At 64.1% G+C, this 20,295-nt stretch carries 19 protein-coding genes; 7 read left to right on the top strand and 12 right to left on the bottom strand.

Annotated features, from left to right (window positions below):
- Nucleotides 1–16: 16 nt before the first annotated feature.
- On the bottom strand, nucleotides 17–1,420 hold the full coding sequence (locus JNK99_RS16630; protein WP_291855289.1) for a DEAD/DEAH box helicase: 1,404 nt from the start codon (nucleotides 1,418–1,420) through the stop codon (nucleotides 17–19).
- Between the two features lie 453 nt (nucleotides 1,421–1,873).
- On the opposite strand from JNK99_RS16630, the gene JNK99_RS16625 reads away from it, so the two are divergent.
- The 3 genes from JNK99_RS16625 (at nucleotide 1,874) to JNK99_RS16615 (ending at nucleotide 4,531) form a co-directional block, all read left to right on the top strand.
- The gene (locus tag JNK99_RS16625) at nucleotides 1,874–2,989 is read left to right on the top strand and encodes a phosphoserine transaminase (protein ID WP_291855283.1); all 1,116 of its coding nucleotides are present in this window, start codon (nucleotides 1,874–1,876) and stop codon (nucleotides 2,987–2,989) included.
- Nucleotides 2,990–3,050: 61 nt separating this feature from the next.
- Complete coding sequence (locus JNK99_RS16620) at nucleotides 3,051–4,223, top strand: 3-phosphoglycerate dehydrogenase family protein (RefSeq protein ID WP_291855280.1); 1,173 nt, start codon at nucleotides 3,051–3,053, stop codon at nucleotides 4,221–4,223.
- A gap of 149 nt (nucleotides 4,224–4,372) precedes the next feature.
- Nucleotides 4,373–4,531 carry a hypothetical protein gene (locus JNK99_RS16615; protein ID WP_291855277.1) on the top strand — a complete coding sequence of 53 codons (159 nt, stop codon included), beginning with the start codon at nucleotides 4,373–4,375 and terminating at the stop codon, nucleotides 4,529–4,531.
- A 27-nt stretch (nucleotides 4,532–4,558) separates the two neighbouring features.
- Here the strand turns inward: JNK99_RS16615 and JNK99_RS16610 are convergent, their stop codons facing one another.
- Entirely contained in the window at nucleotides 4,559–5,530 is a 972-nt protein-coding gene (locus JNK99_RS16610; protein WP_291855275.1) for a histidine phosphatase family protein, read from the bottom strand.
- 130 nt (nucleotides 5,531–5,660) lie between these two features.
- Nucleotides 5,661–8,201 (bottom strand): FtsX-like permease family protein, encoded by a 2,541-nt coding sequence (locus tag JNK99_RS16605; protein WP_291855272.1) that lies wholly within the window; start codon nucleotides 8,199–8,201, stop codon nucleotides 5,661–5,663.
- A 319-nt stretch (nucleotides 8,202–8,520) separates the two neighbouring features.
- On the opposite strand from JNK99_RS16605, the gene JNK99_RS16600 reads away from it, so the two are divergent.
- A complete protein-coding gene (locus JNK99_RS16600) occupies nucleotides 8,521–9,078 on the top strand; it encodes a PEP-CTERM sorting domain-containing protein (protein ID WP_291855269.1) in 558 nt (185 codons plus the stop codon).
- Nucleotides 9,079–9,192: 114 nt separating this feature from the next.
- Here the strand turns inward: JNK99_RS16600 and radA are convergent, their stop codons facing one another.
- From radA to JNK99_RS16585, 3 genes are read right to left on the bottom strand one after another with little or no spacing between them, the layout of a single operon-like run.
- Entirely contained in the window at nucleotides 9,193–10,575 is a 1,383-nt protein-coding gene (gene radA, locus JNK99_RS16595) for a DNA repair protein RadA (protein ID WP_291855266.1), read from the bottom strand.
- Nucleotides 10,572–11,690 (bottom strand): alanine racemase, encoded by a 1,119-nt coding sequence (alr, locus tag JNK99_RS16590; protein WP_291855263.1) that lies wholly within the window; start codon nucleotides 11,688–11,690, stop codon nucleotides 10,572–10,574. The genes radA and alr overlap by 4 nt, the downstream gene beginning before the upstream one ends.
- Nucleotides 11,690–12,592 carry a LysR family transcriptional regulator gene (locus JNK99_RS16585; protein ID WP_291855260.1) on the bottom strand — a complete coding sequence of 301 codons (903 nt, stop codon included), beginning with the start codon at nucleotides 12,590–12,592 and terminating at the stop codon, nucleotides 11,690–11,692. Before JNK99_RS16585 ends, alr begins: the two co-directional genes overlap by 1 nt.
- 164 nt (nucleotides 12,593–12,756) lie before the next feature.
- Between JNK99_RS16585 and lplT the strand changes: the two genes are divergently transcribed.
- Together lplT and JNK99_RS16575 are read left to right on the top strand one after the other, a co-directional pair.
- Nucleotides 12,757–14,019 carry a lysophospholipid transporter LplT gene (lplT, locus tag JNK99_RS16580; protein ID WP_291855257.1) on the top strand — a complete coding sequence of 421 codons (1,263 nt, stop codon included), beginning with the start codon at nucleotides 12,757–12,759 and terminating at the stop codon, nucleotides 14,017–14,019.
- A gap of 107 nt (nucleotides 14,020–14,126) precedes the next feature.
- Nucleotides 14,127–14,648, top strand: coding sequence for an Lrp/AsnC family transcriptional regulator (locus JNK99_RS16575; RefSeq protein ID WP_291855254.1), 522 nt, complete (start codon nucleotides 14,127–14,129; stop codon nucleotides 14,646–14,648).
- On the opposite strand, the gene JNK99_RS16570 is transcribed toward JNK99_RS16575, so the two are convergent.
- The 6 genes from JNK99_RS16570 to tsaB all read right to left on the bottom strand — a co-directional run bounded on the left by JNK99_RS16570 (nucleotide 14,645) and on the right by tsaB (nucleotide 18,778).
- Entirely contained in the window at nucleotides 14,645–15,142 is a 498-nt protein-coding gene (locus JNK99_RS16570; RefSeq protein WP_291855251.1) for a TPM domain-containing protein, read from the bottom strand. The two genes, JNK99_RS16575 and JNK99_RS16570, sit on opposite strands and share 4 nt — an antisense overlap.
- On the bottom strand, nucleotides 15,142–16,041 hold the full coding sequence (locus tag JNK99_RS16565; RefSeq protein ID WP_291855248.1) for a YgcG family protein: 900 nt from the start codon (nucleotides 16,039–16,041) through the stop codon (nucleotides 15,142–15,144). The genes JNK99_RS16570 and JNK99_RS16565 overlap by 1 nt, the downstream gene beginning before the upstream one ends.
- Before the next feature lie 3 nt (nucleotides 16,042–16,044).
- Nucleotides 16,045–16,704, bottom strand: coding sequence for a LemA family protein (locus JNK99_RS16560; RefSeq protein ID WP_291855245.1), 660 nt, complete (start codon nucleotides 16,702–16,704; stop codon nucleotides 16,045–16,047).
- 60 nt (nucleotides 16,705–16,764) lie between these two features.
- Complete coding sequence (locus tag JNK99_RS16555) at nucleotides 16,765–17,496, bottom strand: uracil-DNA glycosylase (protein ID WP_366518777.1); 732 nt, start codon at nucleotides 17,494–17,496, stop codon at nucleotides 16,765–16,767.
- A 131-nt stretch (nucleotides 17,497–17,627) separates the two neighbouring features.
- Nucleotides 17,628–18,104, bottom strand: coding sequence for a ribosomal protein S18-alanine N-acetyltransferase (rimI, locus tag JNK99_RS16550; protein ID WP_291855240.1), 477 nt, complete (start codon nucleotides 18,102–18,104; stop codon nucleotides 17,628–17,630).
- Nucleotides 18,101–18,778, bottom strand: coding sequence for a tRNA (adenosine(37)-N6)-threonylcarbamoyltransferase complex dimerization subunit type 1 TsaB (gene tsaB / locus JNK99_RS16545; protein ID WP_291855237.1), 678 nt, complete (start codon nucleotides 18,776–18,778; stop codon nucleotides 18,101–18,103). Before tsaB ends, rimI begins: the two co-directional genes overlap by 4 nt.
- Before the next feature lie 230 nt (nucleotides 18,779–19,008).
- On the opposite strand from tsaB, the gene glgA reads away from it, so the two are divergent.
- Nucleotides 19,009–20,217 (top strand): glycogen synthase, encoded by a 1,209-nt coding sequence (gene glgA / locus JNK99_RS16540; RefSeq protein WP_291855234.1) that lies wholly within the window; start codon nucleotides 19,009–19,011, stop codon nucleotides 20,215–20,217.
- Nucleotides 20,218–20,295: the final 78 nt, after the last annotated feature.

Here is a 20,295-nt window from a genome sequence, read left to right as displayed (position 1 = left end):
CGGCACTGCTCACCGCCTAGCCGCCGCGTCGGCTCGGGCTACGAAAGAGCGCAGGCGAGGCGGCAGCAGCGCCGGATCCGGCGTGCTGCGACGGTGGATTGCCACGCGTCGCTGGTGGCACAGACACGCCCGGGCGTGCCGGCGGCGTCACCGACCCCGGCGGACGCGACGGCACCGATCGGGAATGGGCACCAGAGTTGCGTCGCTGGAGATCGCCGCCGCTACGCTCGACCGGTGGGTTCACCACGGCGGCTGGCGGCGGCTGACCAGGTTCGAAACCGGGCACGACCCGGCTTTCGATACGCCGCGTGAGCAGCTTCTCGATGTCGGCCAACAGCGGCTTCTCTTCCGCTGAAACCAGCGAGATCGCCTCACCGGTGCTCCCCGCCCGACCGGTCCGCCCGATCCGATGAACATAATCGGCGGGCACGTTCGGCAGCTCGAAGTTGACCACGTGGGGCAGTTCCTCGATATCCAGACCGCGCGCCGCGATATCCGTCGCCACCAGGACGCGCACCGTGCCCGCCTTGAAGCCGGTCAACGCCCGCGTCCGTGCCGGCTGGCTCTTATTGCCGTGAATCGCGGTGGCCTCGATGCCCGCCTTGCACAACTGCTCGGCCAGACGGTTGGCGCCGCTCTTCATGCGCGTGAACACCAAGACCTGGCGCCAGTCACCGGAGGACAGCAGATGCGTCAGCAGTTCGCGCTTGCGCCAGTTGTCAACCGGGTGAACGCGCTGCGCAACCAGTTCGGATTCGGCGTTGCGCCGTGCCACTTCGATCAGCGCCGGTGCGTGCAGCAAGCCGTCGGCAAGCTGCCGGATCTCGTCGGAGAAAGTGGCCGAGAAGAGCAGGTTCTGGCGGCGCACCGGCAACAGCGCGAGAATGCGCCGGATATCGCGGATGAATCCCATGTCCAGCATGCGGTCGGCTTCGTCAAGCACCAGGATCTCGACCTGTGCCAGATTGGCCGTGCGCTGCTGCAGGTGGTCGAGCAGGCGGCCCGGCGTGGCAACCAGGATATCGGCACCGCGGCGCAGCGCGTCGATCTGCGGGTTGATGTTCACCCCACCGTAGATCAGGGTCGATCTGAGCGGCAGGTGCCGGCCGTAGGTGCACACGCTCTCTTCGACCTGTGCCGCGAGTTCTCGGGTCGGGGTCAGGATCAGTGCCCGCACGGGTCGTCGAGCAGCCCCAGCACCCGACGCCGGAGGGGCCGCCGTGATCAGCCGCTGCAATAGCGGCAAGGTGAAACCGGCGGTCTTGCCGGTCCCGGTCTGCGCCCCGGCGAGCACATCACGCCCGGCGAGAATCAGCGGAATGGCCTGTGCCTGGACCGGCGTCGGCTCGCTGTAGCCCTGTTCGGCGACAGCGCGGGTGAGTTCGGCCGACAGGCCGAGCTGGGAGAACGATTGCGACAAGAGAATCTCCTGCGAGCGGCCTGCTGCAGTCCAAGGCCAGCAGAGCCGGTTCAGGTGCATGCGACCGAGTGGGAACTTCGGGGCGATCGGTCAGTGCCGGAAGGGGGAAGAACGTCACGGATACGAACTGCCGACCGGATGAAACGCAGCTCGTCTCGCGGGCCGCACTATACACGCTTCGGCGCGAACAAGAGGAATATCGCTCACCGCACCCATTCTCCCGCCGCGCAAGCGGGTTCCCGAACCGCGGCGCAGAGCATGTCCGGCCGGTCAGGACGGCCCGCAGCACGGACACGCGACCGGTCGACTGCACTCGCTGATCTCCTCTTTCAGAACGCGGTCTGCTGCCGGCAAAAAGACACTCTGTTACAATCTGCAGCTTGTGTCGTGCAGGCCAGCAGACCTGCGGGGAAATGCCACCCCGCTTTCTCTTTTTCCCGGACAGAGGCAATCATGCAACCCACAGCAAAACCCAGAAACCCCAATTTTTCGTCGGGCCCGTGCAGCAAGCGCCCGGGCTATGATGTCGGCACGCTCCAGCTCAACACGCTGGGCCGCTCGCATCGCTCGGCCTTGGGCAAGAAAGCCCTTGCGCTGGCCTGTTCGGAGACGGCGCGCAGCCTCGGCCTGCCCGACGGCTATCGGGTCGGCGTGGTGCCGGGATCGGATACCGGAGCGGTGGAAATGGCCCTCTGGTCGCTGCTCGGCCAACGCGGCGTAGATGTTCTGGCCTGGGAGTCGTTCGGTTCGGGTTGGGCAACCGACGTCGTCAAGCAACTCAAGCTGGCCGACGCCCGGGTCTTGAAAGCCGACTACGGCGATCTGGTCGATCTGTCGCAGGTCAACTTCGACAACGACGTGGTGTTCACCTGGAACGGCACCACCTCGGGCGTCAAGGTGCCCGACGGCAACTGGATCCCGGATGATCGGGCCGGACTGACGATCTGCGACGCCACCTCGGCCGTCTTCGCGATGGATCTGCCCTGGGACAAGCTGGATGTGGTGACTTTCTCCTGGCAGAAGGTGCTCGGCGGCGAGGGTGCGCACGGCATGCTGATCCTCGGCCCACGTGCGGTTGCTCGCCTCGAAAGCTACAACCCTCCGTGGCCACTGCCAAAGGTTTTCCGGCTGACCTCCGGCGGCAAACTGAGTGAAGGCATCTTTCGCGGCGAAACGATCAACACGCCGTCGATGCTCTGTGTCGCCGACTATCTCGACGCACTGCAATGGATAGAGGCGATCGGCGGCGTCAAGGCGGCGATCGCGCGCAGCGAAGCCAACCTGGCAGTGATCGCCGATTTCGTCGCCGCCAACGACTGGATTTCCTTCCTCGCCCGGGATCCGGCAACACGTTCCAACACCAGCGTCTGCCTGAGCGTCAAGATCGACCCCGAACAGGTCAAGAAAATGGTCAAACTGCTCGACAGCGAGGGCGTCGCCTTCGACATCGGCTCTTACAAGGACGCACCGGCGGGGATACGCATCTGGTGCGGCGCCACCATCGACAGTGCCGACCTGCAGGCGCTGATGCCCTGGCTGGCCTGGGCCTACGCACAGGTCACCGCCTGACACCGGGTCCTTGCGGCCACCATCCCCAGCACCTCCACCACTCCACCCGAGTCACATCGCCATGTACAAGGTAAGAACCTACAACCAGATCTCGATCAAGGGCCTGGACCGTTTTCCACGTCAATCGTATGAAGTCGGCAGCGATATCGCACATCCGGACGCCTTTCTGCTGCGCAGCCAGAAGCTGCAGGGCGTCGAGGTGCCTGCCACCCTGCTGGCGGTCGCCCGCGCCGGAGCCGGCGTCAACAATGTGCCGGTCGCCGAATACGGCAAGCAGGGTATCGTCGTCTTCAACACCCCGGGAGCCAATGCCAACGCCGTCAAGGAACTGGTGATGGCCGGCATGCTGCTCAGCGCCCGCGGCATCGTCGACGGAATGAACTACGTCCAGTCGCTGGCCGGGATCAAGGATTCGGCCGAGATGTCGCCTTTGGTCGAGAAAGCCAAGGCGCGCTTTGCCGGCAGCGAGATCCGCGGCAAGACGCTCGGTATCGTCGGCCTCGGAGCAATCGGCTCGATGGTCGCCGACATGGCTCTGGCGATGGGCATGACGGTGATCGGTTTCGACCCGCTCCTGTCGATTGATGCCGCCTGGCGTTTGTCGAACGAAGTCGGCCGGATGGAGAACCTGCAGTCGCTGCTCGCCCGTTCCGACTATGTCTCGCTGCACGTGCCGGCGGTCGACGCGACGCGGCACATGATCAACGACGACACCCTGGCGATAATCAAGCCGGGCGCCGTGCTGCTCAACTTCGCCCGTGATGTGATCGTCGATCCGGCAGCCGTGCTGCGCAGTCTGGATGCTGGACGGCTGGGCAGGTACGTCTGCGATTTCCCCGAACCGGCCCTGCTCGGCCATCCGAAGATCATCGCCATGCCGCACATCGGCGCCAGCACCGAGGAATCGGAGGAGAACTGCGCGGTGATGGCAGCCAACCAGCTGATCGACTACCTCGAGAACGGCAACATCGTGAACTCGGTGAACTTCCCGAAGATCGCCATGGAGCGCAGTCCGGGCACTTCGCGCATCACCTTCGCCAACGACAACGTCTCGGGAGTCCTTGGCAACGTCCTGTCGATTCTGGCGGACAACCGGGTCAACGTGGTCGACATGGTGAACAAGAGCCGCAGCGAACTCGCCTTCAACATCATGGATGTCGAGCGGGAACCGGCGGAAGGCGTGGTCAGCGCGATCAAGGCAGTGGCTCATGTGATCCGTGTGCGCGTCATCTGAGTCTGCGGTGGTGCAGTGGGGCTCGCCGCCATATCATGTTGGCGGCCCCGCACGGGAACCGGCGTGCGCAACGGCAGGTCTGACCGGAAGTCTGACAGGCCGGCACCTGCTCCCGGAGCGGGCCGGCGCACCGAAGACCGGAGAAGGCAATGAATCTTGAACTGCTGCAGACCCTGGGCTGGCAAGAACTCCCGATCATTTTTTTCGCGCTGCTCCTGGCTCTGGTTTTCTTCCTGGTCATCCGCCAGAACCAGAAGGACTTCCTCGAAATAGAAACCTGGCTGGCGGAAGAACGGGCCGGATTCTAGACATCCAGGCGCCGGCCAGGCTGCAGATCAGTGCTTGCCGAACCGCTTTTCCAGCTTGTCCACCAGCTTGCGCAGTGCGCGCTCATCCAGCAGGCGCTTCGCTTCCTTGGGCTCGACCCAGCGCCGCTCACGGTGACTCTCCTCCCACTCGTCTTCGGGCACGCTTTCCGTCACTTCCATGGGAAACACGGCCACCGAGCAGACGCCGCCCCATTTGCGGTAGTCGTAATGGCCGATCGCCTCGTCGTCTACGCGGCCACGCACCCCACCCTCCTCCAGCGCCTCCTTGCTGGCTGAATCGCGCAGCGACAACTCGGGCTCCTTGACGCCCTTGGGCACCACCCAGCGCGTTCCCTTGCGCGAGGCAATCAGCATCACCTGCAACTTGTCTTCTACCAGGCAGTAGGGAAGTACCGCCGATTGCGTAAAGAAGTAGTCCGGCACCGGACCACGCTCCATCTCCTCGTCACTCTCGACCGCCAGTTCGTCGGGTACCTGCCCGGGACGCGTCACCGAGATCAGACTGGCGCAGCCACGCGCAAGATCCTGCCAGCCTTCCACCATTTCCAACTGCGCCAGGGCCGAGGTCGGCAGCAGCTTGCCATCGTCCGGAATTTCCAGTTGACCTTCGCTCAGATACTCGACGAGTTCTTCCAGCCCTGGATTGTGGCCGACGACCATCACCCGCCGGGCGCTTTTCGGGCAGTCAGCCAGCGCCGCCAGCAAGTCCTCGACCGGTGCCGCATAGATCCGCTCATCCCAGCGCACGGTCTTCAACGGCAGACCCATCGCCTTGCAGGCCGCCACCGTGGTCGCACGCGCCCGCTCGGCCGGGGAACTGAGCACCACATCCGGCACCAGCTTCTGGCGCTTGATCCAGGCCCCCATTTTCTGGCTGCCCAAACGGCCCCGATCAACCAGCGGCCGGTGAAAATCCTCGTGACCGGTGCCCCAGTCCGACTTCCCGTGCCGCAACACCAGCAATGTCTTCCCGCTCATGACGATACCCCTCTCCCGCAGTGTAGTTGAAAAACGTGTCGTGCCACCCACCATATCGGTCGGCAGCCGCGCGCTTTGGCGACTCATATGATAACGGATCGCGGGCGGCCAACGACAAGGGCAAACCCGGCTAGCCACTTCCTGCGCGCAGCGCCTCGAGCGGCGCACTCTGCAGCAATCGGGTGGCGGCGAACCAGCCCGCCCCCGTCACCAGCGCAGCACCGCCACAGACCGCGGCCGGCAGCAGCCAGAGTTCGATCGCCACCTCGAAGCGGAACACCTGACGGGCCAGAAACTGGCCGACGGCAACTGCCGCGAGAGCGGCGATCAGACCGGAAAGTCCACCAACCGCGGCGAATTCGGCCAGCAGAACCCGCCGCAACTGCTCGCGGCGGGCTCCCAGAGCGCGCATCACCGCGAGTTCGTAACGCCGCTCCTCGGCGGCCGAAGCCAAGGCGGCGTGCAGGACAAGGAGGCCGGCAGCAAGGGTGAAGAGAAAGACGAACTGCACCGCGCGCGCCACCTGATCCATGATCGACTGCAACTGACGCAGGATGGCGGCGACATCGATCACCGTCAGGTTGGGAAACTCTCGCACCAGACGATTGACGAAGCCGGCCTGCTCGGGCGGCAGATAGAAACTGGTGATCCAGCTGGCCGGATAAGGAGCCAGCACCGCCGGCGGGGTCAGCACAAAGAAGTTGGCGCGCATGGTGTCCCAGTTGACCTTGCGCAGACCAACCACCGTCATGTCGATCTTCTCGCCGGCAACGGCGAACTCCAGGCGATCGCCGACGCCCAGACCAAGCGTCCTGGCCAAACCATCCTCAACCGAAGCAGCTACCGGCTCGCCCTTGCCTTCGAGGTCGGCACGCGAAAACCAACGTCCGGCACTGAGACTGTTGCCCGCCGGCAAATCCGGGCGCATCGACAGGTTGAACTCACGTTCGATCAGCCGCTGAGCACGATCATCGGTGTAGCTGGCGGCACTGACTTCGACACCATTGATGCGCATCAGACGTCCTCGCACCATCGGCGCCAGTTCGGGTGACAGACCCTGCGCCACCAGCAGGGCGCCCACCGCTTCCACCTGGTCGGGCTGGATGTTCACCACGAAACGATTCGGCGCCTCGGGCGGAACGGCACGGCGCCAGGCGTCGAGCAGGTCGCCGCGCACCACCGTGAGCAGCAGCAGCGCCATGAAGCCGAGCGCCAGCGCGACGATCTGGATGACGCTGGCGCCGGCGCGCCGCTCCAGGCTGGCCAGACCGTAACGCCAGCCGACTCCTCCCGCCCCTCGGGTCGCCGCTCTTCCGCGACCACGCAGTGCAGCTGCCAGTTTGATGGCGATCCGGGCAATCAGCGCGAAGATCAGCAAAGCGAGGCTGAATCCTCCACACACCCAGGCGCCGAGTTCAAGATCTCCAGCCACCCAGAACATGAGCCCGATCAGGGCGAGGAAGCCAAGCAGATAACCACCGAGCAGACCGCGCTGCGGGCTGCCCATTTCGCGCCGCAGAACGCGCAGCGTCGGAACGCGATTGAGCTGCAGCAGTGGCGGCACGGCAAAACCGAAGAGCAGCAACAGGCCAACCGTCATGCCCTGCAGCGCCGGCAGCAGGCTGGGCGACGGCAACGGTGTGGCGAGCAACTGTGCCAGCCAGGCATGCAGGACGAAATGCGCGAAATAGCCGAGCCCGCAACCGAACAATGCCGCGAGCAGCCCGAGCGCGGCGAACTGTCCGAGATGGAGGCGCAGCAGCAAACCCTGCGTCGCGCCCAGACAACGCATCACGGCACAGGGGTCGAGATGACGCTGCACATAGCGACGGGATGCCAGGGCAACGGCCACCGCCGCCAGCACCACGGTGAGGAGTGCCGCAAGACCGAGAAACTTTTGCGCCCGCTCGAGCGCGCTGCGGATCTCGGGTCGACCGTTCTGCGGGTCCTCGATCCGCTGCCCACGTGCCAGCCGCGCCTCGATGTCGCGCTGGAAGCGCCTGACCAGAGGCAATTCGCCGGCCACCAGCAGACGATAGGTGACCCGACTGCCGACCTGCAGCAAGGCAGTGGCCGGCAGATCGTCAAGGTTCATCAGCAGGCGTGGCGCAACGCTGAAGAAGTTGATCCCGCGGTCGGGTTCCAGAGTGAGCACGGCATCGACCCGCAAGGCGCTCTGTCCGACCGCGACCTGATCGCCGACCCGTGCACCGAGAGCCGACGCCAGACGCTCATCGATCCAGATCGTTCCGGGAGCGGGAATGCTGCGCGTCGGTGCGTCGGGCGCGTTGAGTGCCGGTGCGATGCGCAGCGCACCGCGCAGCGGGTAAGCGGCGCCGACCGCCTTGATTTCCGCCAGTTGCGCGCTCGCCTGTTCGCCCGTGCCGTGCGTCACCATGCTCGGGAAAGTCCGGGTCTCGACCACCTGCAACCCGCGCGCCCGAGCCTGGTCGGCGACCTTCGTCGCCCACGGCTGGTCGGCAGTCAGCAGGAGATCCGCGCCCAACAGTTGGTGCGATTCGCGGTCCAGAGCCTGCCGCACGCGATCGGCGAAGAAACCGACCGCGCTCAGGGCTGCCACGGCCACCGCCAGAGCCGTCGCCAGCAGGCGCAACTCGCCGCCGCGCGCGTCTCGTTGCAGCATTCGCCAGGAGAAGAGGATCAGTTGCATGATCTGTCCGCGTTCAGTTTGTCAGCTTGCCCGGACGCCAGTGTGACACAGCCCCGGGCAGCTTGCGCACGGCCGCATCATTGGGCTGACCCCGGACATTCCAACTGCTAGAATTAACAAGGGTCGACACAGGTCGGAACCCAATCTGCCGCACAACTGGCACCGTCGGCTGTTCGGGAGATGGGTCTGGAGAAGCGAACTCTGGGGAGGGTTCGGGCAAAGCCTGCCTCGACGCGCCGAACCGGGGTGACTCGCCCGAGCGCCTCACACGTGAAGTATTCAGGGAGGACGAATATTGGACACGATCAGCAGCAAGCCAATGAGGGCGGCACTCCTGATGTCGTCGCTGTGCAGCGCGTTGCCGGCAACGGCAAGCCCAAGCTATACCAGCAATTTCAGTCAGGCCGGGTTGGGCGGCGTCAATCAGGGTGGCATCTATTTCGAACAGGACCGGGCGGGCGAACAGATTCAGCAAGCCAGCCAGACATTTTCGGGTACCGGCTTGGCGACGGTGAGCCGCCTGCAGTTGACACTTAATCTGGGCGACCCGGCATGGCAGTCAAACTGGCGAACCGCGCCACTGGAGTTCGGCTTCTTCCTCAACGGAACATCCATTGGCAGCACCACCTATCTCCCCCTTGACTACAGCCCGCACGTTCTCGACTTCAACTTCGCCACGCTGTCGAATACGGCAGGTGACTGGACGCTCAAGATGGCGGTAAGCCAACCGGAGTACGACACTTGTCGCGGTTGTGGCGCCGTCCGTCTCTCGTCCGACAATCCGCTGCTCCTCGCCATCCCCGAGCCCAGCGCACTCGCCCTGCTCGGCCTCGGTCTCGCGCTCGCCGGCTACGGACTGTCGCGACGGACCACCTGAGCCTGCCAAACATCCCGAGGACCCGCTGCGGCGGGTTCCTCCCTTGGACAGCCCCGGGGCGCCGCCAGAAAGCTGCCGACTGGAGGCTGGCAGACCGCCCGTAGGCAAGCCGCCTCATTCGAGCTCGCGCAAACGTCCTACGGCTTCTTCCACTCGCCGTACCGGAATCACCTCGATGTCGGCGGCCGCCCGGCGTGGTCGATTCGCCTCGGGCACCAGCGCGCGCGTGAAGCCAAGTTTGGCGGCTTCCCTGAGGCGTTCCTGACCGCGTGGCGCCGGGCGGATTTCACCCGCCAGTCCGACTTCACCAAACACGACGAGTTTCTCTGGTAACGATTTGTTTTTAAGTGATGATACGATCGCCAGGACAACTGCGAGATCGGCCGCTGGCTCGCTGATCTTGACCCCGCCGACAGCGTTCACGAAGACGTCCTGATCGAAGCAGGCGATACCGGCATGGCGGTGCAGGACGGCCAGCAGCATCGCCAGACGCTGTGCATCGAGGCCCACCGTGAGGCGCCGCGGGTTGCCATGCGCCTGATCGACCAACGCCTGAACCTCGACCAGCAACGGACGTGTGCCCTCCTGGGTGACCAGAACGCACGAACCCGGAACGTCGACCCCGTGTTGCGAAAGAAAGATCGCCGAGGGGTTGCTCACCATCTTCAATCCGCGGTCGGTCATGGCGAAAACGCCGATTTCGTTGACCGCACCATAGCGGTTCTTGACGGCACGAATCAGGCGAAAACTGGAATGGGTGTCGCCTTCGAAGTAGAGCACGGTATCCACGATATGTTCGAGTACGCGTGGCCCGGCCAGGGCGCCTTCCTTGGTGACATGGCCGACCAGGATCACCGTGATGCCAGCCCGTTTCGCCAGTCGGGTAAGTTGTGCAGCGCATTCACGCACCTGAGCAACCGAACCGGGCGCCGAAGCGAGTTGTTCCGACCAGAGGGTCTGGATCGAGTCAATCACGGCCACCCGCGGCAGCACTGCCTGCAGCGTCGCCAGAATCCGCTCCAGATTGATCTCCGCCAGCAGCCGCAGCCTGCCGGTCACCAGTGACAGGCGCCGGGCACGCAGCGCGATCTGCTGGCCGGACTCCTCGCCACTGACGTAGAGCACAGGATGATTCGTTGCCAGACCGGCGAGCGCCTGCAGCAACAGAGTGCTCTTGCCGATTCCCGGATCGCCGCCGATCAGCACCACGCCGCCGGCGACCAGTCCGCCGCCCAGGGCACGATCGAACTCGCCGATACCGGTCGGCAAACGATCTTCTTCACGCGCTTCGATCTCGGACAGTGTCTGTACACCACCGCTGCCGCCACCGAGCGCGACGAAGCGCCGCGCGCCGGCCGCAGGAGGTGCCTCGGCGATCGTCTCGACCAGCGTATTCCAGACCCCGCAGCCCGGACATTGCCCCTGCCACTTGGCAGCGCTGGCACCGCACTCGGTGCAGGAGAAAACCGTCTTCGGACTGCTGCCCGAACGCGTCATGCCAGAACGTCGCACACCGGCACACGACGTGCCAGTGCGCAGAACAGCTCGTAACTGATGGTGCCGGCGGCAGCCGCCACTTCGTCCGCCGGCATACCCTCACCCCACAGGACAACCGGGCTGTCGACCCCCGCTGCCGGGCAGTCGGTGAGATCACAGGCAAGCATGTCCATCGATACGCGACCAAGCGTTTGCGTTCGCTGGCCGGCGACGACGATCGGCGTTCCGCCGGGCGCATGGCGCGGATAACCATCCGCGTAGCCACAGGCGACGACGCCAACCCGGGTCGGCCGTTGCGCGACAAAGGTCCCGCCGTAGCCGACCCGCTCGCCCACCGCGATTTCCTGCACTGCCAGAATGCGGCTACGCAGCGTCATCACCGGTTTGAGGTCCAGGCTGGTGGCGTCCTCGGCGGCAAACGGGCTGCCCCCATAGAGCATGATCCCCGGGCGCACCCAGTCGTGCGCGGTCTTCGGGTAGCGCAGGATGGCTGCCGAATTGGCCATCGAGACCTGCCACGATGCGACATCCGGCCAATCCGCGGTCATCCCGGCAAAGCGCTCGAGCTGCCAGTCGATGCACTGCTCGCCACCCTCGACATCGGCCTCGGCGAAATGCGTCATCAAGGTCAGCTCGCCGAGTTCGGAGGCTGCCGCCATGGCCTCCAGTTCGCGCCTGACGGCCGGTAGCTGCGGCGCGCTCAAACCGAGACGGTTCATCCCGGTGTTCAGTTTCAGGTAGATTGGCAGGCAACGCGGCAGCCTGGCCTGTCGCAGCATCTGCAGTTGTTCGAGGCGATGGATCACCACGCTGAGATCGTGTGTGAGGCAAACGGCCAAGTCGGCTGTCTCGAAAAAACCTTCGAGCAGCAGAATCGGCTGCCGGATGCCTGCCTCGCGCAGCCTCACCGCCTCATCGATGTCGAGCAGGGCGAAACCGTCGGCGACATCGGCGAGCGCTGCCGCAGCGCGCAGCAGGCCGTGCCCGTAGGCATTGGCCTTGACCACGGCCCATGCCTTCGCTCGCCCTCCCCCACGGCTGGCGTGCCGGCGGGCCAGCAGGTAGTTGTGACGCAGCGCCGCCCGATCGATCGATGCTGCGATCGGACGTGGCATCAGACGGACAACTCGTGCAGCTTGGCTTTGGCAAACTCGACGAAGGTCAGCACCACCTTGGAGCGAAAACGCTCCTTTGGATAGACCAGTGACAAGGTGCGCTTCAGGCGCGGCCGCAGTGGAATGGCGATCAGGCTTCCCAGTTGCCGCTCCTTCTCGAAACTCGCGCGCGACACGATCGAACAACCGAGACCGGTTGCCACGACACCCTTCAGTGCCTCCGGACTGGACAATTCCATCAGTGTCTTCAATTTCCCTGGCTCCACGCCGCAGGCCCGGAAATAATCATCGGTGACTTCGCGGGTACCCGAGCCTGGCTCACGAGCGATGAAATCGTGCGCCAACAGGCTGCGTGCATCGATTTCGCCACGTTTGGCGAGTGGATGGTTCGGCGTGCACACCACCTGCAGTTCATCGTCACCACAGACCTCACACTGCAGGCTGGGGTGACTCTCCTGCGACTCGACCAGACCGATGTCCAGCGTATGCGCCGCAACCGCACTGGTGATTGCTTCCGAGTTGGCGACCGTCAGACGGGCGCGCACCTGCGGGTAGCGTACGTTGAACTCGCCCAGGATCGGCGGCAGCATGAACTCAGCAATCGTCGTGCTCGCTCCCACCAGCAGGCTGCCGCTCATCTGCCCCGTCATTTCGGCCACCCGGATGTCGAGCTCATTCGACAGGCCGAGGATGCGCTCGGCGTAGTCAAGGACCAGTTCGCCAGCCGCGGTGAGTGAAATCCTCCCGCCACCGCGTTCGAACAGGCGGGTATTGAAACGCTCCTCCAACTGTTTGATCTGGAAAGTTACGGCCGGCTGTGTCATATGCAGCGCCTCGCCCGCCTTGGTAAAGGAAAGGTGTTTTGCCACGGCGTGAAAAACCTGTAATCGACGATCAGCCACCACTCTCCCCTCTTTGAGCCGCAGGCTAGATTCAAACACAAAAGCGCCCAGCGGACCAGTACGCCGCCTGCGCCGGCCGAGTCCGCTCCGCCAATCGCTAACACGTTGGTCTCTTTCATGGTATAAGGCCAACACTCGTAGAACGGCTCCATTAATAATATCTGATGCCCTTCGGCTTTTACATCATCATGGCGGCGCAATTTTTTTCCGCGCTGGCTGATAACGCGCTGCTCATCGTCGCCATCGCGGCATTGCGTGAAATGCACGCGCCCGCCGCCTACGAACCGCTGCTGAAAACCTTCTTCACCGTCTCCTACGTCGTGCTTGCCGCCTTCGTCGGCGCCTTCGCCGACTCGATGGCCAAATGGCGGGTGATGTTCATCAGCAACGGTATCAAGATTCTCGGTTGCGCGCTGATGTACTGGGACGTTCACCCCCTGCTGGCCTACGCTGTCGTCGGCCTTGGCGCAGCGGCCTACTCGCCGGCCAAATACGGCATCCTGACCGAGTATCTGCCACACCGCCTGCTGGTGGTTGCCAATGGCTGGATCGAGGGCCTGACGGTCGGAGCGATCATTCTCGGCGTCGTCATCGGCGGAATGCTGATCCAGCCCGAGCTGGCGCACAGCCTGCTCGGATGGGATTTTCCGCTGATCGACACCGGCGTCGATACGGTCAGCGAAATGGCACTCTGTTTCGTCGCCGCCTTCTATCTGCTCGCTGCGCTGTTCAACCTTCATGTTCCCGACACGGGTGTCGATCACCGGGCGCTGCACAAGAACCCCTGGTATCTGCTGCGCGAGTTCACCCACTGCCTGATCCTCCTCTGGCGTGACCGCCTCGGCCAAGTGTCGCTGGCCGTGACCACGCTGTTCTGGGGCGCCGGTGCGACCCTCCAGTTCATTGTGATCAAATGGGCCGAAACCGCGCTGCAGCTCGACCTCTCGAAGTCGAGCATGCTGCAGGGGGTGGTAGCCGTCGGCGTGGCACTCGGCGCCGTCGGCGCCGCCAAGATGATCACCATGCGCAAGTCTGTGCGCGTCATCCCGCTCGGTATCGCCATGGGGATCATCGTGCTGATCATGAATTTCGTCCAGCACACCTGGCTGGCGGTTCCGCTGCTGGTCCTGATCGGCACCCTCTCCGGCTTCTTCGTGGTGCCGATGAATGCCCTGCTGCAACACCGGGGCCATATCCTGATGGGAGCCGGTCACTCGATTGCCGTGCAGAACTTCAACGAAAATCTGTCGATCCTGGCAATGACCGGTCTCTACTTCATCATGATTCGTGCCGAGCTGTCGATCTATCTGGTGATCACGCTGTTTGGTCTGTTCGTCAGCGGGGCCATGTGGCTGGTCAAGCAACGCCATGAAGCGAACCAGAAAACCCGGGATGACGTCATCCATCTCGACGACAGCGCAGACTGAAGCTCGCCAGGCAAGAACGGCGGCACGCGCGAACAATCGACGAACTGTTTGCCATGGTGCACATTTTCCCTATACTGCGCACATTACATGCACGCAGACAGGAAAACATGTCAAAAATAACCATCGACCGCTATGACCTTGCATTACTCGACGCCCTACAACGCAAGGGGAACGCCACCAATGCGACGCTCGGCGAACAGATCCGCCTTTCGGCCTCGCAGATCAGCCGGCGGATCCAGCGTCTCGAGGAAGATGGGGTCATCGCTGGCTACGTCGCTCTCCTCGCCCCGGCTGCACTGGGACTTGGCGTCACCGCGTTCGCCCAGGTGATCCTCGAGCGACATGACGACACTGCGACCGAAGCTTTCGAAGGAGCCGTGGCGTCGATGCCGGAAGTGATGGACTGCTTCTCGGTCAGCGGCGACGCCGATTACATGCTGCGCATGGTTGTTCCCGATCTGGCGGCTTTTTCCGAACTGACCATGAAGCGGCTGCCACGCTTGCCCGGTGTGGCTCGCGTCAAGACCAGCATTGCCCTGCACACGGTGAAACAGACCCATGCCCTGCCACTCGATCACCTGACGCAGCCGAGCAAGCCACGCCAGCGGGTGCGTTATGCCGAGAGCTAGAGCAGCAGCGGCGCATCCGGCAACTCGTTCGGGTTCTTGGCGAGCGCCGGAAAGTGTTCCTGCAGTGCCCGCGTGATCGTCTGCAGAGCCACCGCCGTCCCACCCTCGAAGTTCCCGGCCCGGAAATCCGCTTCCATCCGGCGGCAGACGCCGGCCCAGAAATCCTGACTCACCCTGGCATCGATCCCGCGATCGGCAACGATCTCGACCCGCCGATCGATCAACTGCAGGTAGATCAGTACGCCGCTGTTTTCCTCGGTGTCCCATACCCGCAACTGCGCAAACAATTCGATTGCCCGTGCGCGCGCTGACAGCCCTTGCCAGAGGGCGGGCAAGGGCAGGTTGGCCTCGGCAACCACACGCAACTCGCCACGGTGCGCCCGCTCCGATATCACGACGGCCTCTTCAAGCCGCCCCAGCAAGGCAGGCGGAAAGACGCGGAGTACCCACCAGTGCGGCAGCAGCAGATGGCGAAACAGTCTCTTCAAATCCATCACCAAGCTCCCGAAGCCCCGCCACCACCGAAATCCCCGCCGCCGCCACGGAAGCCACCCACACCGCCACCTGACGAGCTTCCATGCCATCGCCCGGCAGCGCCCCAACTGACACCGCCCGACGACCAGCCGACGCCGCCGCGCATGCCAAGCAGGAGGGAAACAACGCCGGCAACGATCCCGAGGATGACGGCGACCAGGAGCGAGGAGATCAACAGCGAGGCGATCACGCTGGCGGCCACACCAACCATGCCGGCCGCCAGAAACCGGCCGAAGATTGCCCGCAGCACGCCGCCCACCAGGAACACCAGGACGAAAGCGGCGAGCAATCCGGTCTCGAAGCGATCAGCATCGGTATCGACCGGCCGACTCCCCTGACCACCCGGTACCGGCAATGCCTCCCCGGAGACCACCTTGATCATGGCATCGATGCCGGCATCGATGCCACCGTAGAAATCACCCTGTTTGAAACGTGGAGCGATGAGCTCGCTGATGATCCGTTTCGCGGTTGCGTCATTGAGCACGCCCTCGAGCCCGTAGCCCACTTCGATGCGCATTCTCCGGTCGTCCTTGGCCACCAGCAGCAGCGCCCCATCGTCTACACCCCGACGGCCGGGTTTCCAGACCTCGACGACGCGTAACGCGTACTGTTCGACGCTTTCCGGTTGTACCGTTGGCACAACCAGGAGTACGATCTGTGCTCCCTTGGCACGCTCGACAGCGGCCAGTTTCGCCTCCAGAAGCCCCTTCTGCTCCACGTCCAGCGTCCCGGTCAGGTCGGTCACCCGTGCCCGCAAAGGGGGAATGACCTGCTGTTCGGCAGCGGACGAACACCCGGCGCCGACCAGCAACAGCAGGCTGAACAGCCAGGCGGCAAGCCGGCGCAGGGCGCGGGACATCGATCAGTAACTGGTCGCTGGTGACGGCTTGTCGCTCGGCGTGGGCGGTACCGGCGGTGGAGTCCTCGCCGCCGACTGGCTGAAGTTCACCTGCGGCGCGCTCGAGATCGCTTTCTCGTTTTCGACACTGAAGTTTGGCTTGACCGCGTAGCCGAAGATCATTGCGGTCAGGTTGTTCGGAAAGGTGCGCACCGAGATGTTGTAGCTCTCGACCGCCTTGATGTAACGATTGCGCGCCACGGTGATCCGGTTCTCGGTGCCTTCGAGTTGTGCCTGCAGGTCGCGAAAAGCGGCGTCGGCCTTGAGTTGCGGATAGTTTTCGGCAATCACCAGCAATCGTGACAAGGCACTCGAAAGACCACTCTGCGCCTGCTGGAAGCGGGCGAAGGCTTCCGGATTGTTCACCAGCTCCGGCGTCGCCTGAATCGCGCCAACCTGCGCCCGCGCCTGGGTGACCTGGGTCAGAACGTCCTTCTCGTGGCTCGCATAGCCCTGCACGGTGGCCACCAGATTCGGCACCAGGTCAGCGCGCCGTTGATACTGGTTGAGCACCTCGGACCAGGCCGACTTGATCGCTTCGTCAGCGGTCTGAAAGGTATTGTAGCCACAGCCCGAAAGCAGGCTGACGAAAAGCAGGATGAAGGCCGGGATTGGCAGGCGCATGAGTATCTCCTCGATTCGGGTTTGACCGCATGACGGCAGATGGGGACGACCGCCGAATGTTCAACGACCTGCGCGCTCGTCAGCCTGTGGCGACGGCGGCCCGCCAGCGGCTGCCTTGGCGCTGCGCATCAGCGCTCGCGCCCGGCACAGGTCTTCCCACGCCTTTGCCTTGTCGGGCAGGGTGCGCAACAGATAGGCCGGATGGTAGGTGACAACCACGGGTATCGTCCGGCCATCGAGTTCCGGCCCAGTGTACTCGAGAGAGCGGCCGCGCAGGCTGGCCAGCGAACCAACATCGCCGAGCACGGCATGGGCAGCGGCACGGCCGAGCAGGACGATCAGGCGGGGCTGGATCAGCGCGATCTGCCGTCGGAGATAGGGCAGGCAGGCAGCAATCTCGGCGGGCTCGGGCGTCCGGTTGGCTGGTGGACGGCACTTCACCGCATTGGCGATGTAAACATCGTGTCCGCGCTGCAGATCAATCGCGGCCAGCATCGCGTCGAGCAGCTTCCCTGCTACGCCGACGAAAGGCTCGCCGCGCGCGTCTTCCTCGGCACCTGGCCCTTCGCCAATGAACAACCAGTCAGCGTTGACATCGCCGACGCCGAGTACCGCCTGCCGCCTCTCCTCGCACAAGCAACAGGTGCGACAAGTGGCGACGCTCTGCCGGAGTTCCGGCCAGGCCATGCTGGCGATCCCTTGCAACCGCTCGGGAACGGCACCGGCGAATGCCCGGGAACCCGCCGGATCTGTGCGTGCCTCCGGTGTCGCGGCGGCCACAGGAACGGTCATCGGACTCGTCGTCGCATCCGTCGGCACACGGCACACCGACCGCTGCCAGCGCAGCCGCCACTGTGGTGACAGGCCGATCTCGCTCAGGGTCTCGACTCGCGTCAGCGACCGACGGGGCGGTTCGCCGCCAGTCACACCAAAACCCTGGTCAGCAGACGCCGCATCACCAGCGCATCCTCCGCTCCCTGCGCTGCCGGGTAATAATCCCGGCGCACACCAATCTGCTGAAAGCCGAAATGGCGATAGAGTTGCAGTGCCTTGCTGTTCGAAGGGCGCACCTCGAGCAACAGACTGCCCGCTCCGGCCTGCCGGGCAGTCGTCATGGCGTGGCCGAGCAGGCGGGCACCGAAACCCATGCCCTGTCGTTTCTCGGCAACGCTGATATTGAGCAGGTGTGCTTCGTCGAGCACCACCATCAGCACGAAGTAGCCCACCAGTTCACCGGCGATGCGGCAACCGCAGGCACTGTAACCGGAGGAGATCGAATCGGCGAAATTTCCGTGCGTCCAGGGAAACGGGTAAACGCGGTTCTCGATCTCGATCATCTCGTCGATGTCGCCATGACCCAGCGGAACCATCTCGACCCGCGGTGCGAGCACGGCGCTCATGCCCTGCCCCCCGTTGCCAGGCGCTCGGCAACCGTAAACGCCACCTTGTTCCGGACGTACAGTGGGGCGACGGCCGCTGCCTCGACACCCTCGCCGCGTGCCAGGCGTGGCGCCGCGAGGCAGGCCACGGCACCGGCATCGGGCATGCGATCGGGCTGCCAGGCGCTGACGCAGGCGGACAAGCGCTGGCGCAGCAACGGATAGGCAGCCAGCCCGTTGCCACAAGCCAGCCAGCCTGCAGAATCGGGGATCGGCAGCTCTGACGGGTGACAGACCGCTGCCGGAGCCATCGCCCCAGCCGCTGCGAACGAGCCGTGATAGACCTCCCCCATACGCGCATCCAGCAGGACGATCACCCGCTCGGCGCCGGTGGCCAGAGCCATGGCATCGAGCGTGCCGACCGCGACGACCGGCAGATCAAGCGCAAAAGCCAACCCCTGCGCCACGCCACACGCAACGCGCAAGCCGGTAAACGACCCCGGGCCGGCGGCAAACGCAATCCCGTGCAGGTCGGTGAAGTCCAGTCCGGCGGCCGGCAAGCTGGCCCGGATCAACGGCAGCAGCGTCTCCGAATGCGCCAGCCCTGACGGACAGTCGCGCCGCAACAGCTCGCCGTCACGCCAGATGGCGATGGAGCCGAGCTCGGTCGAGGTTTCGATGGCCAACAGGTTCATCGGCCCTATTCTACCCGCAGTGATTGCCTGCGTGGCCCGCCGGGAACGATTCGCCGAACCTTGCGGAACCCGGCCGGCGGTGGCGAATCCCATGCTGCCCCGCAACATCCATACGGCTCGCGGAGCCGCCGACTTGGCCGGCAAACCCCTTTCCCGATACAATGGCAAGGCTTTCGGACAACGCGCCCCGGGCGCGCCCAACCCACAACCACAGCATAGAAAGTGCCGCGATGAAAGTACTGCTATTGACGCGAGAATATCCTCCGTACGTCTACGGCGGGGCCGGTGTTCACGTCGAGTATCTGTCTGGCGAGCTGGCCAAACTGATGCATGTCGAAGTCCGTTCCTTTGGTGACCAGGACACTGTGACCGACGGTGTGCGGGTCAGGGGTTTCCCCTTCGGCAAAGGCAGTTTCGCTCACGTCGACAAGAAGCTGAGCGGCGCCCTGGACACCTTCGAAACCAACCTCGAAACGCTCAGCGAGCAGGTAGATGCCGACCTGGTGCACGTGCACACCTGGTATGCCCATCTCGGTGGCATCCTGGCGAAAATCCTCTACGGTATCCCGCTGGTGCATACAGTACATTCACTCGAGCCGCTGCGGCCGTGGAAACGCGAGCAGCTCGGTTGCGGCTACGACATGTCGTCGTGGATCGAACGTACTTCGCTGGGCATGGCCGATGCGGTGATCGCCGTATCGGAGGGAACCAAGGCCGATATCCTGGAGCATTTCGATATCGACCCGGCGAAGATCACGGTCATCTACAACGGGATCAACGTCGACCAGTACCACCCGACCGAGGAAACCACGGCGCTCGAAAAGTATGGTGTCGATCCCGGCAAGCCGATCGTCCTTTTCGTCGGCCGAATCACCCGCCAGAAGGGCATCGTGCATCTGGTCAACGCCATCCATTACATCAACCGCGACGCACAGGTCGTGCTCTGCGCTGGCGCACCCGATACCAGGGAAGTCCTGGCCGAGATGGAGGCGGCAATCAAACACGTGCGGCACGAGGGCTTCAACAATGTGATCTGGATCCAGGAGATGGTCACCAAGGAGGAGGCCATCGAGCTTTACTCGCACGCCACCGTGTTCTGCTGCCCGTCGATCTACGAACCCTTCGGCATCATCAACCTTGAAGCGATGGCCTGCCGCACGGCAGTCGTGGCCAGTGCCGTCGGCGGCATCAAGGAGGTGGTGGTCGATGGTGTGACCGGCTTTCTGGTGCCGCTCGAACAGTTGCATGTGGCGCCCTTCGAACCGGTCAACCCGGACGCTTTCTCGCGCGACCTGGCGAACGCGATCAACAAGGTCCTCGACAATCCGGAGCTTGCCGAGTCGATGGCCGCGGCGGGTCAGAAGCGTGCCCGTGATGTCTTCAGTTGGTCGAGCATCGCTCAGCAAACCAAGAAACTTTACGATTCTCTGGTGAAGTGATCCCCTCTCGCGCCAGTCACAATCAGACACCGGCAGCGATGGACCGGTGGCAACATCCCGTTCTTTCTTGAATTCTCT

Source organism: Accumulibacter sp. (assembly GCF_016789985.1).
GTDB lineage: Bacteria > Pseudomonadota > Gammaproteobacteria > Burkholderiales > Rhodocyclaceae > Accumulibacter.
This window is presented reverse-complemented; position numbering and strand designations above follow the sequence as displayed.

What these genes read in the sequence shown, in the direction of transcription:
- JNK99_RS16615 (WP_291855277.1), top strand. Translation starts at nt 4,373, where the DNA reads ATGAATCTTGAACTGCTGCAGACCCTGGGCTGGCAAGAACTCCCGATC.
- JNK99_RS16570 (WP_291855251.1), bottom strand. Translation starts at nt 15,142, where the DNA reads ATGGATTTGAAGAGACTGTTTCGCCATCTGCTGCTGCCGCACTGGTGG.
- JNK99_RS16620 (WP_291855280.1), top strand. Translation starts at nt 3,051, where the DNA reads ATGTACAAGGTAAGAACCTACAACCAGATCTCGATCAAGGGCCTGGAC.
- JNK99_RS16565 (WP_291855248.1), bottom strand. Translation starts at nt 16,041, where the DNA reads ATGTCCCGCGCCCTGCGCCGGCTTGCCGCCTGGCTGTTCAGCCTGCTG.
- JNK99_RS16575 (WP_291855254.1), top strand. Translation starts at nt 14,127, where the DNA reads ATGTCAAAAATAACCATCGACCGCTATGACCTTGCATTACTCGACGCC.
- tsaB (WP_291855237.1), bottom strand. Translation starts at nt 18,778, where the DNA reads ATGAACCTGTTGGCCATCGAAACCTCGACCGAGCTCGGCTCCATCGCC.
- JNK99_RS16560 (WP_291855245.1), bottom strand. Translation starts at nt 16,704, where the DNA reads ATGCGCCTGCCAATCCCGGCCTTCATCCTGCTTTTCGTCAGCCTGCTT.
- JNK99_RS16610 (WP_291855275.1), bottom strand. Translation starts at nt 5,530, where the DNA reads ATGAGCGGGAAGACATTGCTGGTGTTGCGGCACGGGAAGTCGGACTGG.
- JNK99_RS16605 (WP_291855272.1), bottom strand. Translation starts at nt 8,201, where the DNA reads ATGCAACTGATCCTCTTCTCCTGGCGAATGCTGCAACGAGACGCGCGC.
- lplT (WP_291855257.1), top strand. Translation starts at nt 12,757, where the DNA reads ATGCCCTTCGGCTTTTACATCATCATGGCGGCGCAATTTTTTTCCGCG.
- JNK99_RS16625 (WP_291855283.1), top strand. Translation starts at nt 1,874, where the DNA reads ATGCAACCCACAGCAAAACCCAGAAACCCCAATTTTTCGTCGGGCCCG.
- rimI (WP_291855240.1), bottom strand. Translation starts at nt 18,104, where the DNA reads ATGAGCGCCGTGCTCGCACCGCGGGTCGAGATGGTTCCGCTGGGTCAT.
- JNK99_RS16600 (WP_291855269.1), top strand. Translation starts at nt 8,521, where the DNA reads ATGAGGGCGGCACTCCTGATGTCGTCGCTGTGCAGCGCGTTGCCGGCA.
- glgA (WP_291855234.1), top strand. Translation starts at nt 19,009, where the DNA reads ATGAAAGTACTGCTATTGACGCGAGAATATCCTCCGTACGTCTACGGC.
- alr (WP_291855263.1), bottom strand. Translation starts at nt 11,690, where the DNA reads ATGCCACGTCCGATCGCAGCATCGATCGATCGGGCGGCGCTGCGTCAC.
- JNK99_RS16555 (WP_366518777.1), bottom strand. Translation starts at nt 17,496, where the DNA reads ATGACCGTTCCTGTGGCCGCCGCGACACCGGAGGCACGCACAGATCCG.
- radA (WP_291855266.1), bottom strand. Translation starts at nt 10,575, where the DNA reads ATGACGCGTTCGGGCAGCAGTCCGAAGACGGTTTTCTCCTGCACCGAG.